This is a genomic window from Pedobacter indicus (assembly GCF_003449035.1).
GTDB lineage: Bacteria > Bacteroidota > Bacteroidia > Sphingobacteriales > Sphingobacteriaceae > Albibacterium > Albibacterium indicum.
Genome location: NZ_QRGB01000001.1, coordinates 444,104 through 461,860, shown reverse-complemented (window position 1 = coordinate 461,860; position 17,757 = coordinate 444,104). Strand labels below are relative to the sequence as shown.

The window sequence follows — 17,757 nt, the reverse complement described above, 5'->3', positions numbered from 1 at the left end:
GGCTAGTTTTTTTTCGCCCAATTGTCTCGTAGTCCCACCGTACGGTTAAAAACCAATTTGTCCGCAGTGCTGAGTTTGTCCAATGTAAAGTACCCTTTCCGGATAAACTGATAGCCTTTACCAGCTTCAGCATTCAGTAGGTCGGGCTCAATATAAGCATTGATAATCTTTAAACTGTCCGGATTTATAGTCGACTTAAAATCAACTTCTGCAGCAGGGTCTTCCACTTGAAAAAGCCGATCATACAACCGAACCTCTGCTTCTTTGGCGTGTGGTACACTCACCCAGTGGATGGTACCCTTCACCTTCAACCCACTCGTATCTTCCCCACTCTTAGATTCAGGGATATAGCTACAGTAAATTTCTGTAATATTACCTTGTTCGTCCTTCTTAAAGTCATCACATTGAACAATATAGGCATGTTTTAGACGAACCTGTTTACCTGGCCCCAAACGGAAAAACTTTCGCGGAGCATTCTCCATAAAGTCTTCACGTTCAATCCATAGCTCTCTACTAAACGGTATTTCACGTTGCCCTTCGCCACCTTCCACTTCGGGATTGTTCTCACCAATCAGTATCTCTTCCTTCCCTTCCGGGTAGTTGGTAATAATTAACTTTATCGGGTCCAGCACCGCCATTCTGCGCCATGCTGTTTTGTTCAAATCTTCACGCACGCAGAATTCCAACAAGCTGAAATCAATCTTATTCTCCCTTTTTGCAACACCGATACGCTCGCAGAAATCACGGATACTGGCTGGTGTATAGCCTCGTCGTCTTAAGCCACTTATGGTTGGCATTCGCGGATCATCCCAGCCATCTACAAGCTTATCGTTCACCAGTTGTAACAATCTACGCTTGCTCATGACCGTGTACGTCATGTTCAGACGAGCAAATTCATATTGTTTCGACTCATAGATGCCGATATTCTCAATTAGCCAGTCATACAGCGGTCGGTGCGGAACAAATTCCAATGTGCAAATAGAATGAGTAATCTCTTCGATAGAATCACTTTGACCATGGGCAAAATCGTACATTGGGTAAATGCACCATTCATTGCCAGTACGGTGATGATGTGCATGTTTAATCCGATAAAGTAGAGGATCTCGCATATGCATATTCGGGCTCGCCAGATCGATTTTTGCACGAAGAACCCATTCGCCGTCCTGATACTTCCCTGCACGCATTTCCTCGAATATCCGCAGGTTTTCTTCTACGCTTCTGCTCCTGGCCGGTGTCGGAACACCCGGTTCAGTTGGAGTCCCCTTTGCTTTTGCTATTTCCTCAGGACTACTTTCGTCTACATAAGCCAGTCCTTTGTTAACCAATACAACGGCAAAGTCATAAAGCTTGCCAAAATAATCAGATGTATAAAGCTCCTTGTCCCATTCGAACCCGAGCCATTTAATATCATACTTGATGCTATCCACGTACTCTACATCCTCTGCCAATGGGTTTGTATCGTCAAAGCGTAGATTCGTTTTACCATTGTATTTATCTGCCAAACTAAAATTCAAGCAAATCGACTTGGCATGCCCAATATGGAGATAGCCGTTAGGCTCTGGTGGAAAACGAGTTAACACACGTCCACCGTGTTTATCGCTCTTCAAGTCCGCTTCTATTATTTCCTCAATAAAATTGAGTGATTTCTCTTCATTCATAACGTGCAAATAGTATACAAACTTAGATAAACTTGCCATCATATACAATGATATATTCTGAAGATAACTATCTTTGCGCCGTTACGTGAATATCTCTACTATATTAGATCAGTTTAAAAGCAGCGCCAAGGTTGGAGAGTTGGTAAATGCTTTACAGGCAAGCAAGCCAAAGATTGCCCTTAAAGGGCTAATCGGGTCTGCTGATGCCATGGTGGCTATTAGTGCCTATCAATTACAAGAAAGACCTTTTATTTTTATTCTCCCCGATCACGAAGAAGCCTCTTTTTTTCTTAGTGACCTCGAAAATATCCTAGACCGGGCCACGCTCTTTTTCCCCTCATCCTATCGCAAATCCTATGATTTTACTCAGCTGGATAGTGCCCAGGTTTTGCAAAGAGCAGAAACTCTTAATGCACTGAATCAGAAGAGCGACAGCCCGAAACTTGTTGTCACCTATCCAGAAGCACTCGCAGAAAAGGTAATCAACCGGCGTGATCTGGATAAAAACACCTTGGAGATCAGGCAAGATACCCAGCTGAACATCGATTTTATTAATGAGTTTCTTATTGAGTATGATTTTGAGCGGGTAGATTTTGTATACGAACCCGGTCAGTTTGCCATTCGTGGTGGAATCGTCGACATCTTTTCTTTTTCGAATGATCATCCCTATCGGATTGAGTTTTTTGGAGACACCATTGAAAGCATAAGAACCTTCGATATCGAAAGCCAACTTTCGGTCAGTAAGATCAATCATGTAACGATATTGCCCAATGTACAAGCTAAATTTCTGACCGAAAGCAATATTTCCTTGTTGGAGTACATTGACGAAGATTCGGTTATTTGGTTCAAAGACGTCCAATTTACCTTAGACATCCTCAAGGCAGGTTATAAAAAAGCAGTGGCACTATGGCAAGCCTTATCCGCAGAAGAGAAAGAACATAATCCCGAGTGGATTGACCCAAAATACAACTTTACCACCGATGCTATCCTCGCTGATCAAGTACAAGAGTTCCCGATTGTCGAGTTTGGCAAACAATTTTTTTATCGTGCCGATGCGCAGGTCGATTTTGATCAGCGGCCACAACCCTCTTTCAATAAAGATTTCAATTTGTTAATTCATCACCTGAAAGAGGGAGAAAAAGCTAAATTTGAAACCTACATATTCAGTGATTCAGGGAAGCAGATCGAGCGCTTATTGACTATTATCGAGGATATCGATTCGTCAGTTTCCTTCACACCTATCCATTTGGCACTACGTCAAGGATTCTCCGACGAAACGCTGAAGATCATGGCCTATACCGATCATCAGATTTTTGATCGTTATTATAAATACAAACTCAATAAAGGCTATTCCCGATCCCAAGCCATTACACTAAAGGATCTTCGTGATCTGAAAGCGGGTGACTTTATCACCCACATCGATCATGGAGTGGGAAAATATGCCGGTTTGGAAAAGATCGAAGTGAATGGCAAAGTGCAGGAAATGATCCGTTTAGTCTACGCCGACAATGACCTGCTCTACGTCAACATCAACTCCCTAAACCGCATTTCCAAGTATTCCGGTAAGGAGGGCACCGTTCCCAAAATGAACAAGTTGGGTACCGACACTTGGGAGAAGCTTAAACGGACAACCAAAAAAAAAGTTAAGGACATTGCCCGCGACCTGATCAAGCTCTACGCCAAGCGGAAAGCTGAAACCGGTAATTCCTTTTCTCCAGATACCTACCTGCAAACCGAGCTCGAAGCGTCTTTTATCTATGAAGATACACCTGATCAGGAAAAAGCAACCCTTGATGTCAAAAAAGACATGGAGTCACCACACCCCATGGATCGTCTGGTATGCGGTGATGTCGGCTTCGGTAAAACCGAAATTGCGGTTCGCGCTGCCTTTAAAGCTGTCGCTGACAGTAAGCAGGTGGCCATTTTGGTGCCGACCACCATTCTCGCCTCGCAGCATCATCGTACATTTACTGAGCGACTGAAAGGGTTTCCCGTAACCATCGACTATATCAACCGTTTTAAAACCTCTAAGCAGATCAAAGAAACCCTGGCCAAACTCAAGGAAGGTAAAATCGATATCATCATCGGCACCCATCGTCTGGTCAGCAAAGATGTAAAGTTCAAAGATTTGGGCTTGCTGATTATTGATGAAGAGCAGAAATTTGGCGTGTCGGTGAAGGAAAAGTTAAAACAGTTACGGGCAAATGTCGACACGCTGACCCTGACAGCAACCCCGATTCCCCGAACCTTACATTTCTCCTTGATGGGTGCGCGTGATCTGAGCATCATCAGCACACCACCACCCAACCGGATCCCTGTACAAACTGAACTGCATGTTTTCAACGAAACGTTGATTAAAGAAGCAGTGGCTTATGAAATTGATCGGGGCGGACAGGTATTCTTTATTCACAATCGGGTCAATGATCTGGAGCAACTCGGTGCCATGATCAAAAAGTTGGTTCCTCATGCTCGTGTCGGCATCGCTCACGGACAGCTAGAGGGTGATCAGCTCGAAGACGTTATGTTGAAATTCATTAACCACGACTACGATGTCCTGGTAGCTACCACCATTATCGAAGCCGGACTGGATATCTCCAATGCCAATACGATAATAATCAATCACGCTCACATGTTTGGCTTAAGCGATCTGCACCAGATGCGTGGTCGCGTTGGTCGCTCCAATAAAAAAGCCTTCTGTTATTTGTTGAGCCCACCATTATCCACACTAACCAGCGAAGCGCGTAAACGGTTGAGTGCCATTGAGGAATTCTCTGATTTGGGCAGCGGGTTCAATGTCGCCATGCGTGACCTCGATATCCGGGGGAGCGGCAACCTACTTGGTGCAGAGCAGAGCGGATTTATAGCTGAGATCGGCTTCGAGATGTATCATAAGATACTCGATGAAGCAATCCAAGAGTTAAAGGATGAAGAATTCAGCGGATTGTTTACCGATGAGAAGCCACGTGAATTTGTTTCTTTCACACAAGTAGATACCGATCTGGAAGTGCATATCCCGAGTGATTATGTCACTAACATTACCGAGCGTTACAACCTCTACTCACAGCTTTCCACTTTAGAGAACGAACAGCAGTTGCAGTCGTTTAAGAAAGAACTGATAGACCGCTTTGGTCCCCTACCCATTGAGGTCAACGAGCTTTTCAATACCCTTAGGCTACAATGGTACGGCAAGAAGATCGGTTTTGAGAAAGTATCATACAAGAAGGATGTTTTAAGAGGGTACTTCGTCAGTGACAAGCAATCACCTTATTTCGAAAGTGACCAGTTCGGATTGGTACTCGACTTTGTACAACGCAATCCATCGATCTGCAATTTAAAAGAAGTCAAAGGAACCCTGCGCATCGGTTTTGACCGTATTTATGATATCAGGCAGGCGATCGACATTTTAAAAGAGCTCGCCGGCGCATGAATTCAGAACTTTTAATAGCTCTTGTCCAAACCCGTATGCCTTACGGCAAATACAAAGATCGCCTGATATGTGATCTCCCAGAGCATTATTTGGTTTGGTATCATGAGAAAGGCTTTCCTGCCGGAAAACTTGGTGGACTCATAGCTACCATGTATGAAATAAAACTAAATGGTTTGGAGTATTTACTAAAGCCTTTGCGGAAGTAGTTTTCCTGTCAACTTTTTAATCTACACATTACTATCTTAGTGAGATTTCTTGTAAACAGTTTACTCCACTTCCTCCAACGCTTCGTGCAGAAAATGTAAAAATGGCTGCATTAGTCGACATCTTTCCAACACCAATTTATCCGCATCTACTCGTGTTAGTTCTTCGTCAGAGAAAGCTGCTGTAGCGGTAAAGCTTTTCAGTCGCAAGTACTCAATATTCGGATCATCGATCGCATAGCCCGCAGGAGCGCGTTTTAGTTTATCTTCTTGATCCAACGTTAAATATTTCTTGAAATCTGTATTCTCTACAATCGAACGAAATCGCTCACTACTATAATCAATCTCCTGTCGCACAGCTGCTAATTTGTCCTTCTTAGGATGCCATAAACCTGATGTCATAAAACTGCTTCCCGGTTGGATATGGAGATAATAACCCGGAATATCAGTCACCCGCCCTTCCGAAGAGTAAGCTGCTGAAAAATAACCTTTGTAAGGAGATTTATCCTTACTGAACCGGATGTCCCGATAGATTCTGTAAACGAATTTAGAAGCAGGTAAATCACGGGGAATGCGACTATCCATGTCAGCTAAACCATCACGAATGCTCTCGGAAAAATCAATGAACAAGGCACGTTCAGGCTCATAGCGGCTTTCCTTATGTTTGTTAAACCATTCCCGGTTGTTGTTTTTAGCGAGGTCTTTTAGAAACGTAAAGGTACTTGGAGGTACTTTCATATAGGTCAAAATAACGATAATTTGCGGTCGGCTCTCTTTTTTCGTAAATTTAATATAAATGGATCTACTACACAAAACCCTGTCGGATATTGCTACATTATCGAGAAGTACAGCGGAGGTTGAAACCGGCTTTTTAGAAGCTGCAAAGCTTATTTTGCTGGATTATCAGCTTATTGCCGGAGAAGAAAGCTTTGAAATACTCGAACTGGAATTTTATTTCTATCAAAAACAGATTCACCCCGATCCTTATTCCCATGCCTTTCAATATCCCAAACGTGTCATTCCCAAAATGTCAGTAACCGGATCTTGGTATTTTCACCGTTTTATCGGGGTCGAAAAATATACCCATACCCGCCGGGGTCTCGACCTGACTTACGGCTCCGCCGAACATGAAGCTTATGGCGGCCTCTTGATCCGATCCGTTAAACGTGAAAGCGATGGGAAACGCGTCTCCGGGCCGTCTAATGTAGTCGCCTATGTGCTTGAGGCGGCCGATAATCCAGAGGGCGTTCAGCATCTGGCTTTTAACCGTGACGATGGGATGGCCTTTCGGGAAGACTCCGTTATCCGTTTCAGCCCTCGCAATAAACCTCTCTTCAAAGCTGTTTACCAAACCAGTCGTCATGGTCTGGGCGACAAAATGCCTTTTTTCCGGGACAAAGAATATCGTTACTTTACCGACGCCTCTGTGCTGAAAAAGCGACCGAAGAAAAACTTGAAAAAAGAAATAATCTCCGCATAATATGCGGAGATTAGCTATATAGTCACTCTATAAAGCATTGGAAATATGCATATACACCAAAGACGGAACTGGACAGACTTTACTTGGGATGACGAAAAGGTTTTTCCAAAACTTAGTGAAATCTAAATGGGCAAATTTAATGAAATGCTCCCAAGATACCGCAACAAGAGACATACAAGACTTAGTTAGTAAAGGGATCCTGGAGAAAGATTCTGCGGGCGGACGAAGCACGAATTATCTATTGACGTTTTAGCGAGCTAATCGGACGCATTCTCGCCGCTCACCCCACCCATACCAAAAACAAATACACCAGTGGCGCTGATAGCAGCAAACCATCAAAACGATCCAGAAAACCACCATGCCCGGGTAAGATATTCCCTGAGTCCTTAATATTATAACTGCGTTTCAGCATCGATTCCGTCAAATCGCCGTAGGTGCCAAAGACCACAATAATCGCCGAGACCACCATCCATTGCCAGGTTTCCAAGCCCACGAAATAGCGTGAAAGGATAAATGCGGCTAATAAGCTGATCACTAAGCCGCCAATACTTCCCTCCCAAGTCTTTTTTGGCGAATGCCTCTCAAACAATTTCGTCTTGCCGAAAGTCCGACCAGCCAGGTAGGCACCCGTATCACTTGCCCACAGCATAATCAAAAACCCCAACGGATATTGATAGTTATAGGATCCGTCAATAAATCCGAGTAGGTAAAAGAAGGCAAAAGGAACTACCGCGTAGATAATGCCCAGAAAGCTGAAGGCGATGTTCCCAAAAGGATTCCCCGTCTTACGAAAGAGCTCAGTCCAGAAGACCAAGGTCATAAAGGGAATAGAAAACAGAAGAGCGGAAATGCTAGTGACGGTCATTTGATACAAAACCAGCCCGCCAAACAGTGCTGCGCCCAGAAGCAGTCCCACGACCCGGTTAACGCTTACATTCTCAGAATTGTCATTAATGATACCATAAAATTCATTCAGACTGAAGAGCGCGATCAGTGCAAAAAAGATCGAAAACATCCAAGGCCCCAGCAGGAGCGAAGCCACCAATACAATAACAAATACAACCCCGGTAATCGCTCTGGTTTTCATGTAGATCAATCTTCAATTTCCGACATTTCTTCAATAATCTCCTTTGCGCCCTCTACGTTGCTTTCGTGAACGTACAGTTCAATCTGGCCAAATTTATAAGAAGAATCCTGCTTATTGAGTACGACAGCATGAATATCACGGTCTTCCAATACTTGTCTGATCAGTTCGATTTTGTAAAAATTCGAACCCGTATACACCTTTTTCCAGTCTTTTTCCATATTCGTATTCTATTCGATTAAAGAATTACTTTTTGATATGCTCACACCTATATTAAGTTTACCGCTGCTGAGCCATAGATTCATGAGTTACTTTTTCAGCCTTCGACATCTTCTTAAATAAAATAAATAAGTAAATCAAAACCCCTGCAGCGATGATCGAAACCGGCCAGTACGACATATCCGGTTCACTGATCTCATCGAATGACTTCCCCTGCTTTTGCCCGATAAAATAAAGCACAACGGCCGTCCCATTATTTAAAAAGTGTGCTAAGATAGGCAACCAGATGCTTTTCGACCAATAAAATAAATAACCGAAGGCGGCTCCCATCAATAGTCGCGGTATAAAGCCATAGAACTGCACATGAATCGCGCTGAATATAATCGCTGTTACCCATATCGCTACATGATAATTTTTGAACCAACGCGTTAGTATTGGCTGCAAAGATCCTCTAAATAAAAGCTCCTCCCCAATAGCGGGAACCACCGCAACGACAAGCAGGTTCAATAGCAGATCTGAAAAGCTGGTGCCGACAAGCATTTTCTCGGTAATTGTTTTCATTTCCAGCTCCTTCGCCTCCATCCAAGCTTCCATATTAGCCAGGCTCTCAGGTAATTTCATTTGTTGGTTCAGGTACCCTGAAACCTCGATAACCGGTCCCGCTGCAAGCATAATTCCGATTGTCAGCCAGATTAAATTCCGAACCTTCGGCCCTGAAAAGTCATAATAAAAAGACCGTCTCCGTTCAAAACCGCGCAACAACAGACTGGGCACAACAAAAACACCAATGCTGGAAACCATCTGAAAGATCTTCAAAAATAAGACGCCTTCCTGAGAGCTCCCGCTCATAATTTCCGGAAGATCTCTCATAATATCCATTCCATGCATCGCAAAACCGATCCCCATTCCCAGCAAGGAGAACACAAAAGCCCCCACAATAACAAAGAGCAGGAGGTAGATCAGCGATACTATCGGGTGATTTTCAGGATATTTGTAATGAAAAGCCCTTTGGTTTTCGTAAATTTGCGCCATTAATCCGGAATTAATTAAAAATTGGTTTAAGATAGGGAATGTCTGTTAAGATTGGAAATATAGATTTAGGAGAATTTCCGTTGCTTTTAGCACCGATGGAAGATGTCAGCGATCCGCCTTTTCGTTTTGTTTGCAAGCAGAACGGGGTGGACATGATGTATACCGAATTTATATCTTCCGAAGGCTTAATTCGTGATGCCGCGAAGAGTAAGCAGAAATTGGATATCTTTGAGTATGAGCGGCCAATAGGCATTCAGATCTTCGGAAGTGACATTGACACCATGCGCGAAGCAACGGAGATCGCTACCCTGGCCGGTCCTGATCTGATTGATATTAACTACGGTTGCCCGGTAAAGAATGTTGCCTGTCGCGGTGCCGGCGCCAGTTTGCTTCAGGACGTCGATAAAATGACCGCGATGACCAAGGCCGTGGTTGAATCGACCCATCTGCCCGTTACCGTAAAGACACGTTTAGGCTGGGACGATAACACGAAAAACGTCTATGAAGTAGCCGAGCGATTGCAAGACGTAGGTATCCAGGCTTTGAGTATCCACGGCCGTACCCGTTCACAAATGTATAAAGGGCAGGCTGACTGGACGATGATCCGCGATATAAAGCGCAACCCGCGTATTGAAATCCCAATTTTTGGTAATGGTGATGTCGATAGCATCGAAAAGGCTGCAGCCTGGCGAATGGAATATGAAGTCGACGGAATTATGATTGGCCGTGCTTCTATCGGCTATCCGTGGATATTCCGTGAGATTAAACACTTCTTTGAGACTGGCGAACGCCTTGAAGGGCCAACCATTACCGAGCGCGTCGAAACCTGTCGCATCCACCTTCAGAAATCCATCGAATGGAAAGGGCCTAAAACCGGTATTTTCGAGATGCGCAGACATTATGCGAATTATTTCAAGGGCATACCTCACTTCAAGGAATACAGGATGAAGCTTGTAAAGCTTGATAACGTAGCTGATATAGAGGAAGTTTTAGACGAGATCGAGTCGAATTTTGCGAATTTGGAAGTCATTTATTAACTTGGGAAAAAAAGCAATGAATGGCCACTCAAATTACAGAGAATGTTAAGGTTTCTGTAGAAACGGTATATCAGTCGGAGTATTCCAATCCTCAGAACGACCATTATATGTTTGCCTACCATGTTACAATCGAGAACCTGGGTGAACATAGTGTGCAGTTATTACGCAGACATTGGTTTATCTTTGACTCCGCTGGTGCAAAGCGAGAAGTGGAAGGAGAGGGAGTGGTTGGTTTGCAACCTATTATCGCACCGGGCGAACAGCATGACTACGTTTCGGGCTGTAACCTTCAGAGTGAGATGGGTTATATGGAAGGAACTTACCAGATGATGCGGGAAATTGATGGGTTTATCTTCGAAGTCCACATCCCCCGTTTCAGCCTCGTTGCACCATTCCGAATGAACTGATTCGTATTATTAGGAGCTGTATCCACAATTATTTTACTATAAGAGGTTTTCGATCGATACATCTTCGTCAATCTCCGACCAATGTATCCCTTCGCCGTCTCCTATAAACCGCCATTGTTTAAGTTGTTTTATCGTAGCACTTCGAAGTTTAGGAAACCACTCAAGAGGAATGGATAATTCTCGTCCATCCTCCAAAAGGAAAATCATCTTATCCTCCGTAAAAGATAAGTCAATTGCTTTGCGAGATTTAGATATGGTTAAAGTACTCATTCCATTTAGTTTTAAACAGTTCAATATTATCTTCTACTAATTTACGCATTTCCTTTAATTCTTTCGAATTAAAGCGACTTGAACGAATTAGCTCTATAGGCTCTAAGTTAAATTTCGCGACTTTGTTTTCCTTCTCTACATGGATATGTATTGGGTGATGGTCATTACTGTAAAAAAAGAAACGGTAACCGTCTTTCAATAGAACCGTAGGCATGTTTATTATAGATTAATATCAAGCAACACCGGGCAATGATCCGAATGCATCGCATCGTTTAAAATGGTCGAACTTTTGATTTTATCTTCCAGCGGTTTGCTAACCATATTATAGTCAATCCGCCATCCCAGGTTCTTCGCCCTTGCGTTTGCACGGTAACTCCACCAAGTGTAGTTATGCGGTTCAGGGTTCAGATGCCTGAATGAATCAATATATCCTGAGTTAATAAAACCCTCCATCCATTCCCGTTCTTCCGGTAAAAAACCTGATGACTTAGCATTTGATTTTGGGTTGTGGATGTCGATGGGGCGGTGACAGATATTATAATCACCTGAAATAATCAGGTTGGGTAGTTCAGTTAACAACTTATTGCTGTACAGCTGAAAATCATCCAGAAAACGGTATTTGAATTCCTGACGGATATCTCCGCTTGACCCTGATGGGAAATAAGTACTTATCACCGAAAAGCCATCAAAGTCCGCACGGATAATCCGCCCTTCCTTATCGTAGCATTCCTCACCGCAACCATATTCCACATGATTCGGGGTTTTCTTCGTCAAGATAGCCGTCCCACTATAACCCTTCTTCTCCGCAGGGTACCAGTAGTGTTCATAGCCCAGCTGTTCAATCAAGAGCAGATCGACCAGCTGATCAGGAGAAGCCTTAATCTCTTGTAGGCAAATTACATCCGCATCCGTTTCTTTAAGCCAGCCCAGCCAGTCTTTGCGCAATGCCGCCCGTATACCATTCACATTATACGTAACAATCTTCATTTATGAATCCCCCTCCTCCAGCTGTTTTTCCAAGCGTCTCGCTTCACCACGTCTCAATACCCTCATTTGCATTTTTTGATCCACTACCGGGCGGTCAAATTCATCCGTCGCCACTCCTGAAATTATATCAATTATATCAATGCCCTTCACCACCTCGCCGAAAACCGTGTAGTTCTGATCCAGATGCGGCACCCCTCCAATTGTTTTATACACCTCGCGCTGATATTCTGGAATCTTTCTCCCTTTCAGGCGAAGTTCTTCCAGGCGATCCAGTTCTTCATCTGTAAAGACCTTCCCTTGCACGAGATAAAACTGCGAGGCGCTTGATGCTTTTTCCGGATTATCATCGCGGGCTGCGGCCAGAGCACCTTTTTTATGAAAGAGGCTATCGCGGAACTCCGCTTCAACCTTATATCCCAGATCCCCATTGCCGAGTTGCACCCCTTTTGCGGCATTCTTTGACTCCGGGTCGCCCCCTTGGATCATAAACTGCTCAATGACCCGATGAAAGAGAAGGCCGTCGTATGTGCCATCCTTCACCAGTTTGGTGAAATTATCACGATGCAGAGGCGTTTCATTATAAAGTTTCACCACGCAGACACCATAATCTGTTCTGATTTCGACATAGGTATGTCTATCTTTCTTCCCCCAGCCAAATATTTGAGCCGATGCGGATACCGTCAGCGTAGATAAAATAAAAAGTGCAAATAATTTCTTTAACATTCTTTCTGATTAAGTGTTTTGGTTCATTTCCTCTTCAAAATAGTTCACGATTAGCGATTTCATGACCATTTCCTGTTCTAAGATCGTATAATTTGGTATTGGCTTAACCAGTTTCCAGTGTGGCCATCCGTCTTGGTCTGTCCCAATCAGCTCATAAAAGCCCATTGAGCTGAATAATCTACAATTTGCGATATGCATCAGCTCTTCTTTCTGCCTTTTGCTGAATTTTTTTGGTCCTTGCCCCAACTCCTGTATTCCTATCAGAAATAGAAAACTTTGTATATCGGGTGTATCAACGTCGAAGTCTTCAACGATTTTCATTTGAAGCTCGGTCCATTTTTTATTTACCGTTGCTAAATCCATTTTACAAAGATACTCAATTGAGATTGTGGATTAAAGGGGCAAAGTGTGGAATTTTCTCTACACTCTATTTTCTGATGTCCGTACCCTTTTTGTCTAACTTGGTCAATTTCAATAGTGTTAGCGATCTTTCATTTTATGGCATGGAGTTTATCTACTAGTATGTAATCGTGTTTAAAAGATTCACTGAAAAATCTTTATTTAAGTATAGTTTGTTTTAGTATCTGAGAAGAGGTTGTTGCGAAATAACCTCTTTTTTTTGTGCCATTTATTTATCTTTATTCTGTTCCAATCAGTTACGATGTCCAAGGTACTCTTTCAGAGACCTTCGTATGCCTTCGGTGTGGACATACTGGAATGGCCCTACGAGTATGTCCACACCGAAGGCACCGACCGGCCACCATGGGAACATGTAAAAGCAGTCATTGAGAAATTAACGATTGAAATCTCGTCAAGCCCATCTTTAACTTTTGTTTTACTCGATGGAGAAAGAAAGATGAAATACTATCGGACTGACTTCGGATTTTTCGAGGGAAAATGCGGATGAAATGCGGAAGGAGTCCCGTTGGAATCCATTATGGAGAGAACCAAGTTTTCAACGATATTTATTTGAGGTGTTTACCTCATTTTGGGGAATTCATTACACAAATGAAATTTCCGCCTAATCCCGAAATGCCTTTTAAAAGACCAGAATCAGCTTTTTCGTTTTTGGCACAGCGTTTTCAATACCCTAGGCAAATACATAGTTAACAGAATTTAAAACTATTTAAAATTATAGTAAGATGAAAAAGTTAATGTTATCAGCCGCAGTATTGGCTTTCGCAGGATTTACAGCGACAAATGTAAACGCAGAGACGACAAATTTTCCAGCTGCTAGCGAAGTAGTAATGGGAGTTCAAGATAAAACACCAGTTAATCCAGAAGATCTTCCAGATGCTGTGAAGACAGCTTTAGCAGGTGAAGAATATGCAGAGTGGTCAGTAAAAGAAGCTTTTGCTGTAGCACCAGCAGATGGTGTTCCTTTCTACGAAATTTCGTTACAAAAGGATCAGGAAACAAAGGTGGTGAACTTGAACGAGGCAGGTGAAGTGGTTGAGCTTCCGGTAGGAACTGAAGCTCCAGCTGAACCGATGGAGCCGGCAGAACCAACTCCGACGGTTCCAACAGAGCCGACTGAGCCTGCACCGAGCGAGCCGACTCCATCCGAGCCAACTCCTTCGGAACCAGCACCTACAACACCAACTCCGGGAATGTAACAGAGTCTTATTCTAACGATTAAGAATCAACAATTATTTCAAAAGCCTCGTGAAAACTCACGGGGCTTTTTGTTTTAACATTTCATTAACATTTTCATAAAAAGTCATGGAATTGTAAATCGTTTCTTGTAAGTTTGTCTATTAGGTAATTAAAACTCGTCATAAGAAATCATTTAAGTTAATAATCTATAGTTTATTGTAATAATTAAGTTACATAATATTTGAGACGAAATGATGTTTAGGGGAGTTTATCTATTCGTGGATAATTAAGTTATAAACAAATCACAAACACATGAAACAAAAATTACTAATTTTCTTCATGGCGGGATTTCTGATCATTAGTTCAGCTTATGCCCAAAATCGAAGAGTAAGTGGAAAGGTGACATCCCAAGAAGATGGTCTCGGGATCCCTGGGGTAACTGTAGCGGTGTCGGGAACAACGACTGGAACTACAACAGACAACGAGGGTTTTTATAGCTTGGATATTCCAGCGTCCGCAACGGCGTTGGAATTTTCATTTATAGGCTATACCAAGCAAACATTGGAGATTGGCGACCGTTCAACCATTAATGTGGCGCTCGTAACAGACGCTACTCAGCTTGGAGAAGTAATTGTTACAGCATTGGGTATTGAACGTCAACGAAATGAGCTTCCGTACGCTGCTCAAGAAGTTAAGGCAGAAGAGATAACCCGTACCCGTGACAACAACTTTGTAAATGCCCTCTCTGGTAAAGTAGCCGGCTTGGATATTAAACAATCTGGTACGATGGGTGGATCAACCAACGTTGTTATGCGTGGTGTTAAATCCATGACTGGTAACAACCAGGCATTATTTGTTGTCGACGGTGCGCCTATCAGCAACGCAAATACGAATACTGTAAATCAGACAACTGGTCGTGGTGGTTATGACTATGGTAATGCAGCGGCTGATATTAACCCGGATGACATCGAGTCATTAACGGTTTTAAAAGGCGCTGCCGCAACTGCTCTATATGGATCTCGTGCCGCAAATGGTGTTATCATGATAACAACCAAAAAAGGGAAGAAGAACTCGATGAATATTACGGTTAATTCGGGTGTGACTTTTGGCAATATCGATAAGACAACTTTTGCTGAGTATCAAAAAGAATACGGTGCCGGTTACATCAATGAGTATTCAAAAAGCGAATATATACGACTAGCCGAAATTGCTAATTCGGATGGTGATCCTGATAATGACATGGATCCGACTGATTTCCCGACTTATGGTTCGGAAGACGGAAGTTTCTGGTTTAGACAAACACCTTTCGAAAATGGGAATTCGCTTATTGTTCCGTTTACAGAAGATGCTTCTTATGGTGGAGCGTTTAATCCTAACTTGATGGTTTATCAATGGGATGCTTTCGACCCGAGTTCACCAACCTACGGACAAAAAACACCTTGGGTTGCTGCGCAGAACGATCCTTCTACTTTTTATAAAACGGGTGTAAATTCTACGCAAAGTATTAGCCTGGATGGTGGTGGCGACAATGCAACCTTTAAAGCAGGGTATACAAGAAATGATGAGACAGGTGTACTTCCCAATAGTAAGATTATCAAGAATATCTTCAATTTAGGGGGATCGTACGACATCACTGAGAACTTGAAAGCTTCGGGTACCGCCAACTTCTCCAAGATCGACGGACTGGGAAGATTCGGTACTGGATATGCAGGAAATAATGTTAACCAGCAATTCAGACAATGGTGGCAAACCAATGTTGATATGAAAGAGCAAGAGGCTGCTTACTTCAGGAACAAACAAAATATAACCTGGAACTGGTCTAACCACAATGCAACTAATCCGATCTATTCTAACAACCCATATTTTACCAGATATGAAAATTACCAAAATGATACCCGGAATCGGTATTTCGGAAATTTCGCGTTATCGTGGACCCCGATAGAATGGATGAACATTATTGGTAGAGTGACCTATGACGGTTCTTCGGAAAAGCAGGAAGAGCGTTGGGCGCAAGGGGGTGCGGACGTTCCTGGCTACAGACTTTACAATCGTTCGTTTAGCGAAACCAATTATGATCTATTGGTTAACTTTAACAAAGATATCAACGAAGATATTTCGTTCAGCGGTTTATTGGGAGGTAATATCCGACGGTCGACGCTTTCAGGTATTGATGCTCAGACAGTTGGAGGTTTAGCGTTCCCTGGACTGTATTCGCTGTCTAACTCCTTCTCTCCGATGGATGCGCCGGTTGAACAGTATGAAAGAGTAGGTGTTGACGGTATCTTTGCATCGGCAAACTTCGGCTTTATGGATACTTATTTCTTAGATGCGACCATCCGCCGTGACCAATCATCGACATTGCCGGAAAATAATAATACCTACTGGTACCCATCGGTTGCAGGAGGTTTTATCTTTAGTAACTTGATTGATGACAAATCGTTCCTCAACTATGGTAAGTTGAGGTTGAATTATGCACAAGTGGGTGCCGATGCCGCTCCGCTAAGTTTATATGATACGTATATCATCAACTTCCCTTTTAATGGGATTCACCAAACTTCGATAAACGCATCTAAGCAAAATATCAATTTGTTGCCAGAGCGTACGCGTAGTGTTGAAGCCGGTATCGAATTAGCCTTCTTTAACTCTCGTTTAGGTTTTGACGCGAGTTATTATAATACAACTTCGTTTGACCAAATTATGGCTGTTAGCGTTTCTACTGCTACAGGTTATGGGTTTCAGTTTGTTAATGCTGGTTCGATCGAAAATAAAGGTTTTGAGATCGCTGCTTATGGTGTGCCAGTTCAAACCGATAATTTCTCTTGGACTATCAACGCAAACTTTTCAAGAAACCGAAATAAGGTTGTTGAATTGTATGAGGAAAATACCAACCTTCAGTTAGCAACCTTCCAAGGTGGAGTTTCCCTCAATGCAACAGTTGGTCAGCCTTTCGGAACTTTTAGGGGTGTAGATTATGTTTACCAAGGAGAGCAGAAAGTAGTAGGTGAAGATGGATATTACCTCAGTTCTGCGCCAAATACAGTGATGGGTGATATTAACCCTGACTGGAGTGCTGGTATTCAAAATGCCTTTACTTATAAAAACTTTGCTCTTAATTTCTTGATTGATATTAAGCAAGGTGGCGATGTTTGGTCGCTAGACCAATATTATGGAATGGCTACTGGTCTTTATCCTGAAACGGCCGGGTTGAATGATTTAGGAAACCCTTCAAGATTGCCGATAGCGCAGGGGGGTGGTGTGATTCTTCCTGGGGTTAAGGAAGACGGAACGCCAAATGATATCCGTGTTGAGAATTACGACTCTAACGTTACACCTTACGGTTATGCAAATAATCCAACTGCTGTTGGGTTATTTGATGCGAGTTATGTGAAGTTAAGGGAAGCAGCTATCACTTATTCGTTGCCTTCGGAATGGTTAGAGAGAACACGTGCTATTAAAGGTATTGATGTGTCTCTTGTAGGAAGAAACCTATGGATTATTCATAAGAACTTGCCTTACGCAGACCCAGAAGCAGGTTTAAGCTCTGGTAATTTCCAAGGTTACCAAAGTGGTGCCTATCCAACCGTAAGGTCCGTAGGGTTTAACTTACGTTTCAAATTCTAATTACCTCAAAAAT

General features: G+C 42.9%; 18 protein-coding genes. 8 read left to right on the top strand and 10 right to left on the bottom strand.

Annotated features, from left to right (window positions below):
• Positions 1 to 2: 2 nt before the first annotated feature.
• Positions 3 to 1,658, bottom strand: coding sequence for a glutamine--tRNA ligase/YqeY domain fusion protein (locus D3P12_RS02180; protein WP_118193448.1), 1,656 nt, complete (start codon positions 1,656 to 1,658; stop codon positions 3 to 5).
• A gap of 85 nt (positions 1,659 to 1,743) precedes the next feature.
• On the opposite strand from D3P12_RS02180, the gene mfd reads away from it, so the two are divergent.
• A complete protein-coding gene (gene mfd / locus D3P12_RS02175) occupies positions 1,744 to 5,085 on the top strand; it encodes a transcription-repair coupling factor (protein ID WP_205941052.1) in 3,342 nt (1,113 codons plus the stop codon).
• Entirely contained in the window at positions 5,082 to 5,291 is a 210-nt protein-coding gene (locus D3P12_RS02170) for a DUF3820 family protein (protein ID WP_118193447.1), read from the top strand. The genes mfd and D3P12_RS02170 overlap by 4 nt, the downstream gene beginning before the upstream one ends.
• Before the next feature lie 60 nt (positions 5,292 to 5,351).
• Here D3P12_RS02170 and D3P12_RS02165 read toward each other — a convergent pair whose 3' ends face one another.
• Positions 5,352 to 6,026 carry a DUF2461 domain-containing protein gene (locus D3P12_RS02165; RefSeq protein ID WP_118193446.1) on the bottom strand — a complete coding sequence of 225 codons (675 nt, stop codon included), beginning with the start codon at positions 6,024 to 6,026 and terminating at the stop codon, positions 5,352 to 5,354.
• 58 nt (positions 6,027 to 6,084) lie between these two features.
• Here D3P12_RS02165 and D3P12_RS02160 point away from each other — a divergent pair, with 58 nt between their 5' ends.
• A complete protein-coding gene (locus tag D3P12_RS02160) occupies positions 6,085 to 6,768 on the top strand; it encodes a hypothetical protein (RefSeq protein WP_118193445.1) in 684 nt (227 codons plus the stop codon).
• Between the two features lie 280 nt (positions 6,769 to 7,048).
• Here the strand turns inward: D3P12_RS02160 and D3P12_RS02150 are convergent, their stop codons facing one another.
• From D3P12_RS02150 to D3P12_RS02140, 3 genes are read right to left on the bottom strand one after another with little or no spacing between them, the layout of a single operon-like run.
• Complete coding sequence (locus D3P12_RS02150; protein ID WP_118193444.1) at positions 7,049 to 7,855, bottom strand: phosphatidate cytidylyltransferase; 807 nt, start codon at positions 7,853 to 7,855, stop codon at positions 7,049 to 7,051.
• Between the two features lie 5 nt (positions 7,856 to 7,860).
• Positions 7,861 to 8,073 carry a putative signal transducing protein gene (locus tag D3P12_RS02145; RefSeq protein WP_118193443.1) on the bottom strand — a complete coding sequence of 71 codons (213 nt, stop codon included), beginning with the start codon at positions 8,071 to 8,073 and terminating at the stop codon, positions 7,861 to 7,863.
• Between the two features lie 58 nt (positions 8,074 to 8,131).
• Positions 8,132 to 9,103, bottom strand: coding sequence for a CPBP family intramembrane glutamic endopeptidase (locus D3P12_RS02140; RefSeq protein ID WP_118193442.1), 972 nt, complete (start codon positions 9,101 to 9,103; stop codon positions 8,132 to 8,134).
• A gap of 38 nt (positions 9,104 to 9,141) precedes the next feature.
• Between D3P12_RS02140 and dusB the strand changes: the two genes are divergently transcribed.
• Positions 9,142 to 10,140, top strand: coding sequence for a tRNA dihydrouridine synthase DusB (dusB, locus tag D3P12_RS02135; RefSeq protein WP_118193441.1), 999 nt, complete (start codon positions 9,142 to 9,144; stop codon positions 10,138 to 10,140).
• Between the two features lie 20 nt (positions 10,141 to 10,160).
• The gene (gene apaG, locus D3P12_RS02130) at positions 10,161 to 10,547 is read left to right on the top strand and encodes a Co2+/Mg2+ efflux protein ApaG (RefSeq protein WP_118193440.1); all 387 of its coding nucleotides are present in this window, start codon (positions 10,161 to 10,163) and stop codon (positions 10,545 to 10,547) included.
• Positions 10,548 to 10,583: 36 nt separating this feature from the next.
• Here the strand turns inward: apaG and D3P12_RS02125 are convergent, their stop codons facing one another.
• The 5 genes from D3P12_RS02125 to D3P12_RS02105 are packed head-to-tail and all read right to left on the bottom strand — an operon-like array spanning position 10,584 to position 12,890.
• On the bottom strand, positions 10,584 to 10,817 hold the full coding sequence (locus D3P12_RS02125) for a DUF2442 domain-containing protein (RefSeq protein ID WP_118193439.1): 234 nt from the start codon (positions 10,815 to 10,817) through the stop codon (positions 10,584 to 10,586).
• Entirely contained in the window at positions 10,795 to 11,031 is a 237-nt protein-coding gene (locus D3P12_RS02120) for a DUF4160 domain-containing protein (protein ID WP_118193438.1), read from the bottom strand. Before D3P12_RS02120 ends, D3P12_RS02125 begins: the two co-directional genes overlap by 23 nt.
• A gap of 5 nt (positions 11,032 to 11,036) precedes the next feature.
• Complete coding sequence (locus D3P12_RS02115; protein ID WP_118193437.1) at positions 11,037 to 11,804, bottom strand: exodeoxyribonuclease III; 768 nt, start codon at positions 11,802 to 11,804, stop codon at positions 11,037 to 11,039.
• Positions 11,805 to 12,527, bottom strand: a complete 723-nt coding sequence (locus D3P12_RS02110) for a peptidylprolyl isomerase (protein ID WP_118193436.1) — start codon at positions 12,525 to 12,527, stop codon at positions 11,805 to 11,807. It abuts the gene before it with no gap.
• 9 nt (positions 12,528 to 12,536) lie between these two features.
• Positions 12,537 to 12,890, bottom strand: a complete 354-nt coding sequence (locus tag D3P12_RS02105; protein ID WP_118193435.1) for a hypothetical protein — start codon at positions 12,888 to 12,890, stop codon at positions 12,537 to 12,539.
• Between the two features lie 298 nt (positions 12,891 to 13,188).
• Between D3P12_RS02105 and D3P12_RS02100 the strand changes: the two genes are divergently transcribed.
• The 3 genes from D3P12_RS02100 (at position 13,189) to D3P12_RS02090 (ending at position 17,744) form a co-directional block, all read left to right on the top strand.
• A complete protein-coding gene (locus tag D3P12_RS02100; RefSeq protein WP_118193434.1) occupies positions 13,189 to 13,434 on the top strand; it encodes a hypothetical protein in 246 nt (81 codons plus the stop codon).
• Between the two features lie 235 nt (positions 13,435 to 13,669).
• On the top strand, positions 13,670 to 14,143 hold the full coding sequence (locus D3P12_RS15465) for a hypothetical protein (protein ID WP_118193433.1): 474 nt from the start codon (positions 13,670 to 13,672) through the stop codon (positions 14,141 to 14,143).
• Between the two features lie 292 nt (positions 14,144 to 14,435).
• A complete protein-coding gene (locus D3P12_RS02090; RefSeq protein ID WP_118193432.1) occupies positions 14,436 to 17,744 on the top strand; it encodes a SusC/RagA family TonB-linked outer membrane protein in 3,309 nt (1,102 codons plus the stop codon).
• The last annotated feature ends 13 nt before the right edge of the window (positions 17,745 to 17,757 follow it).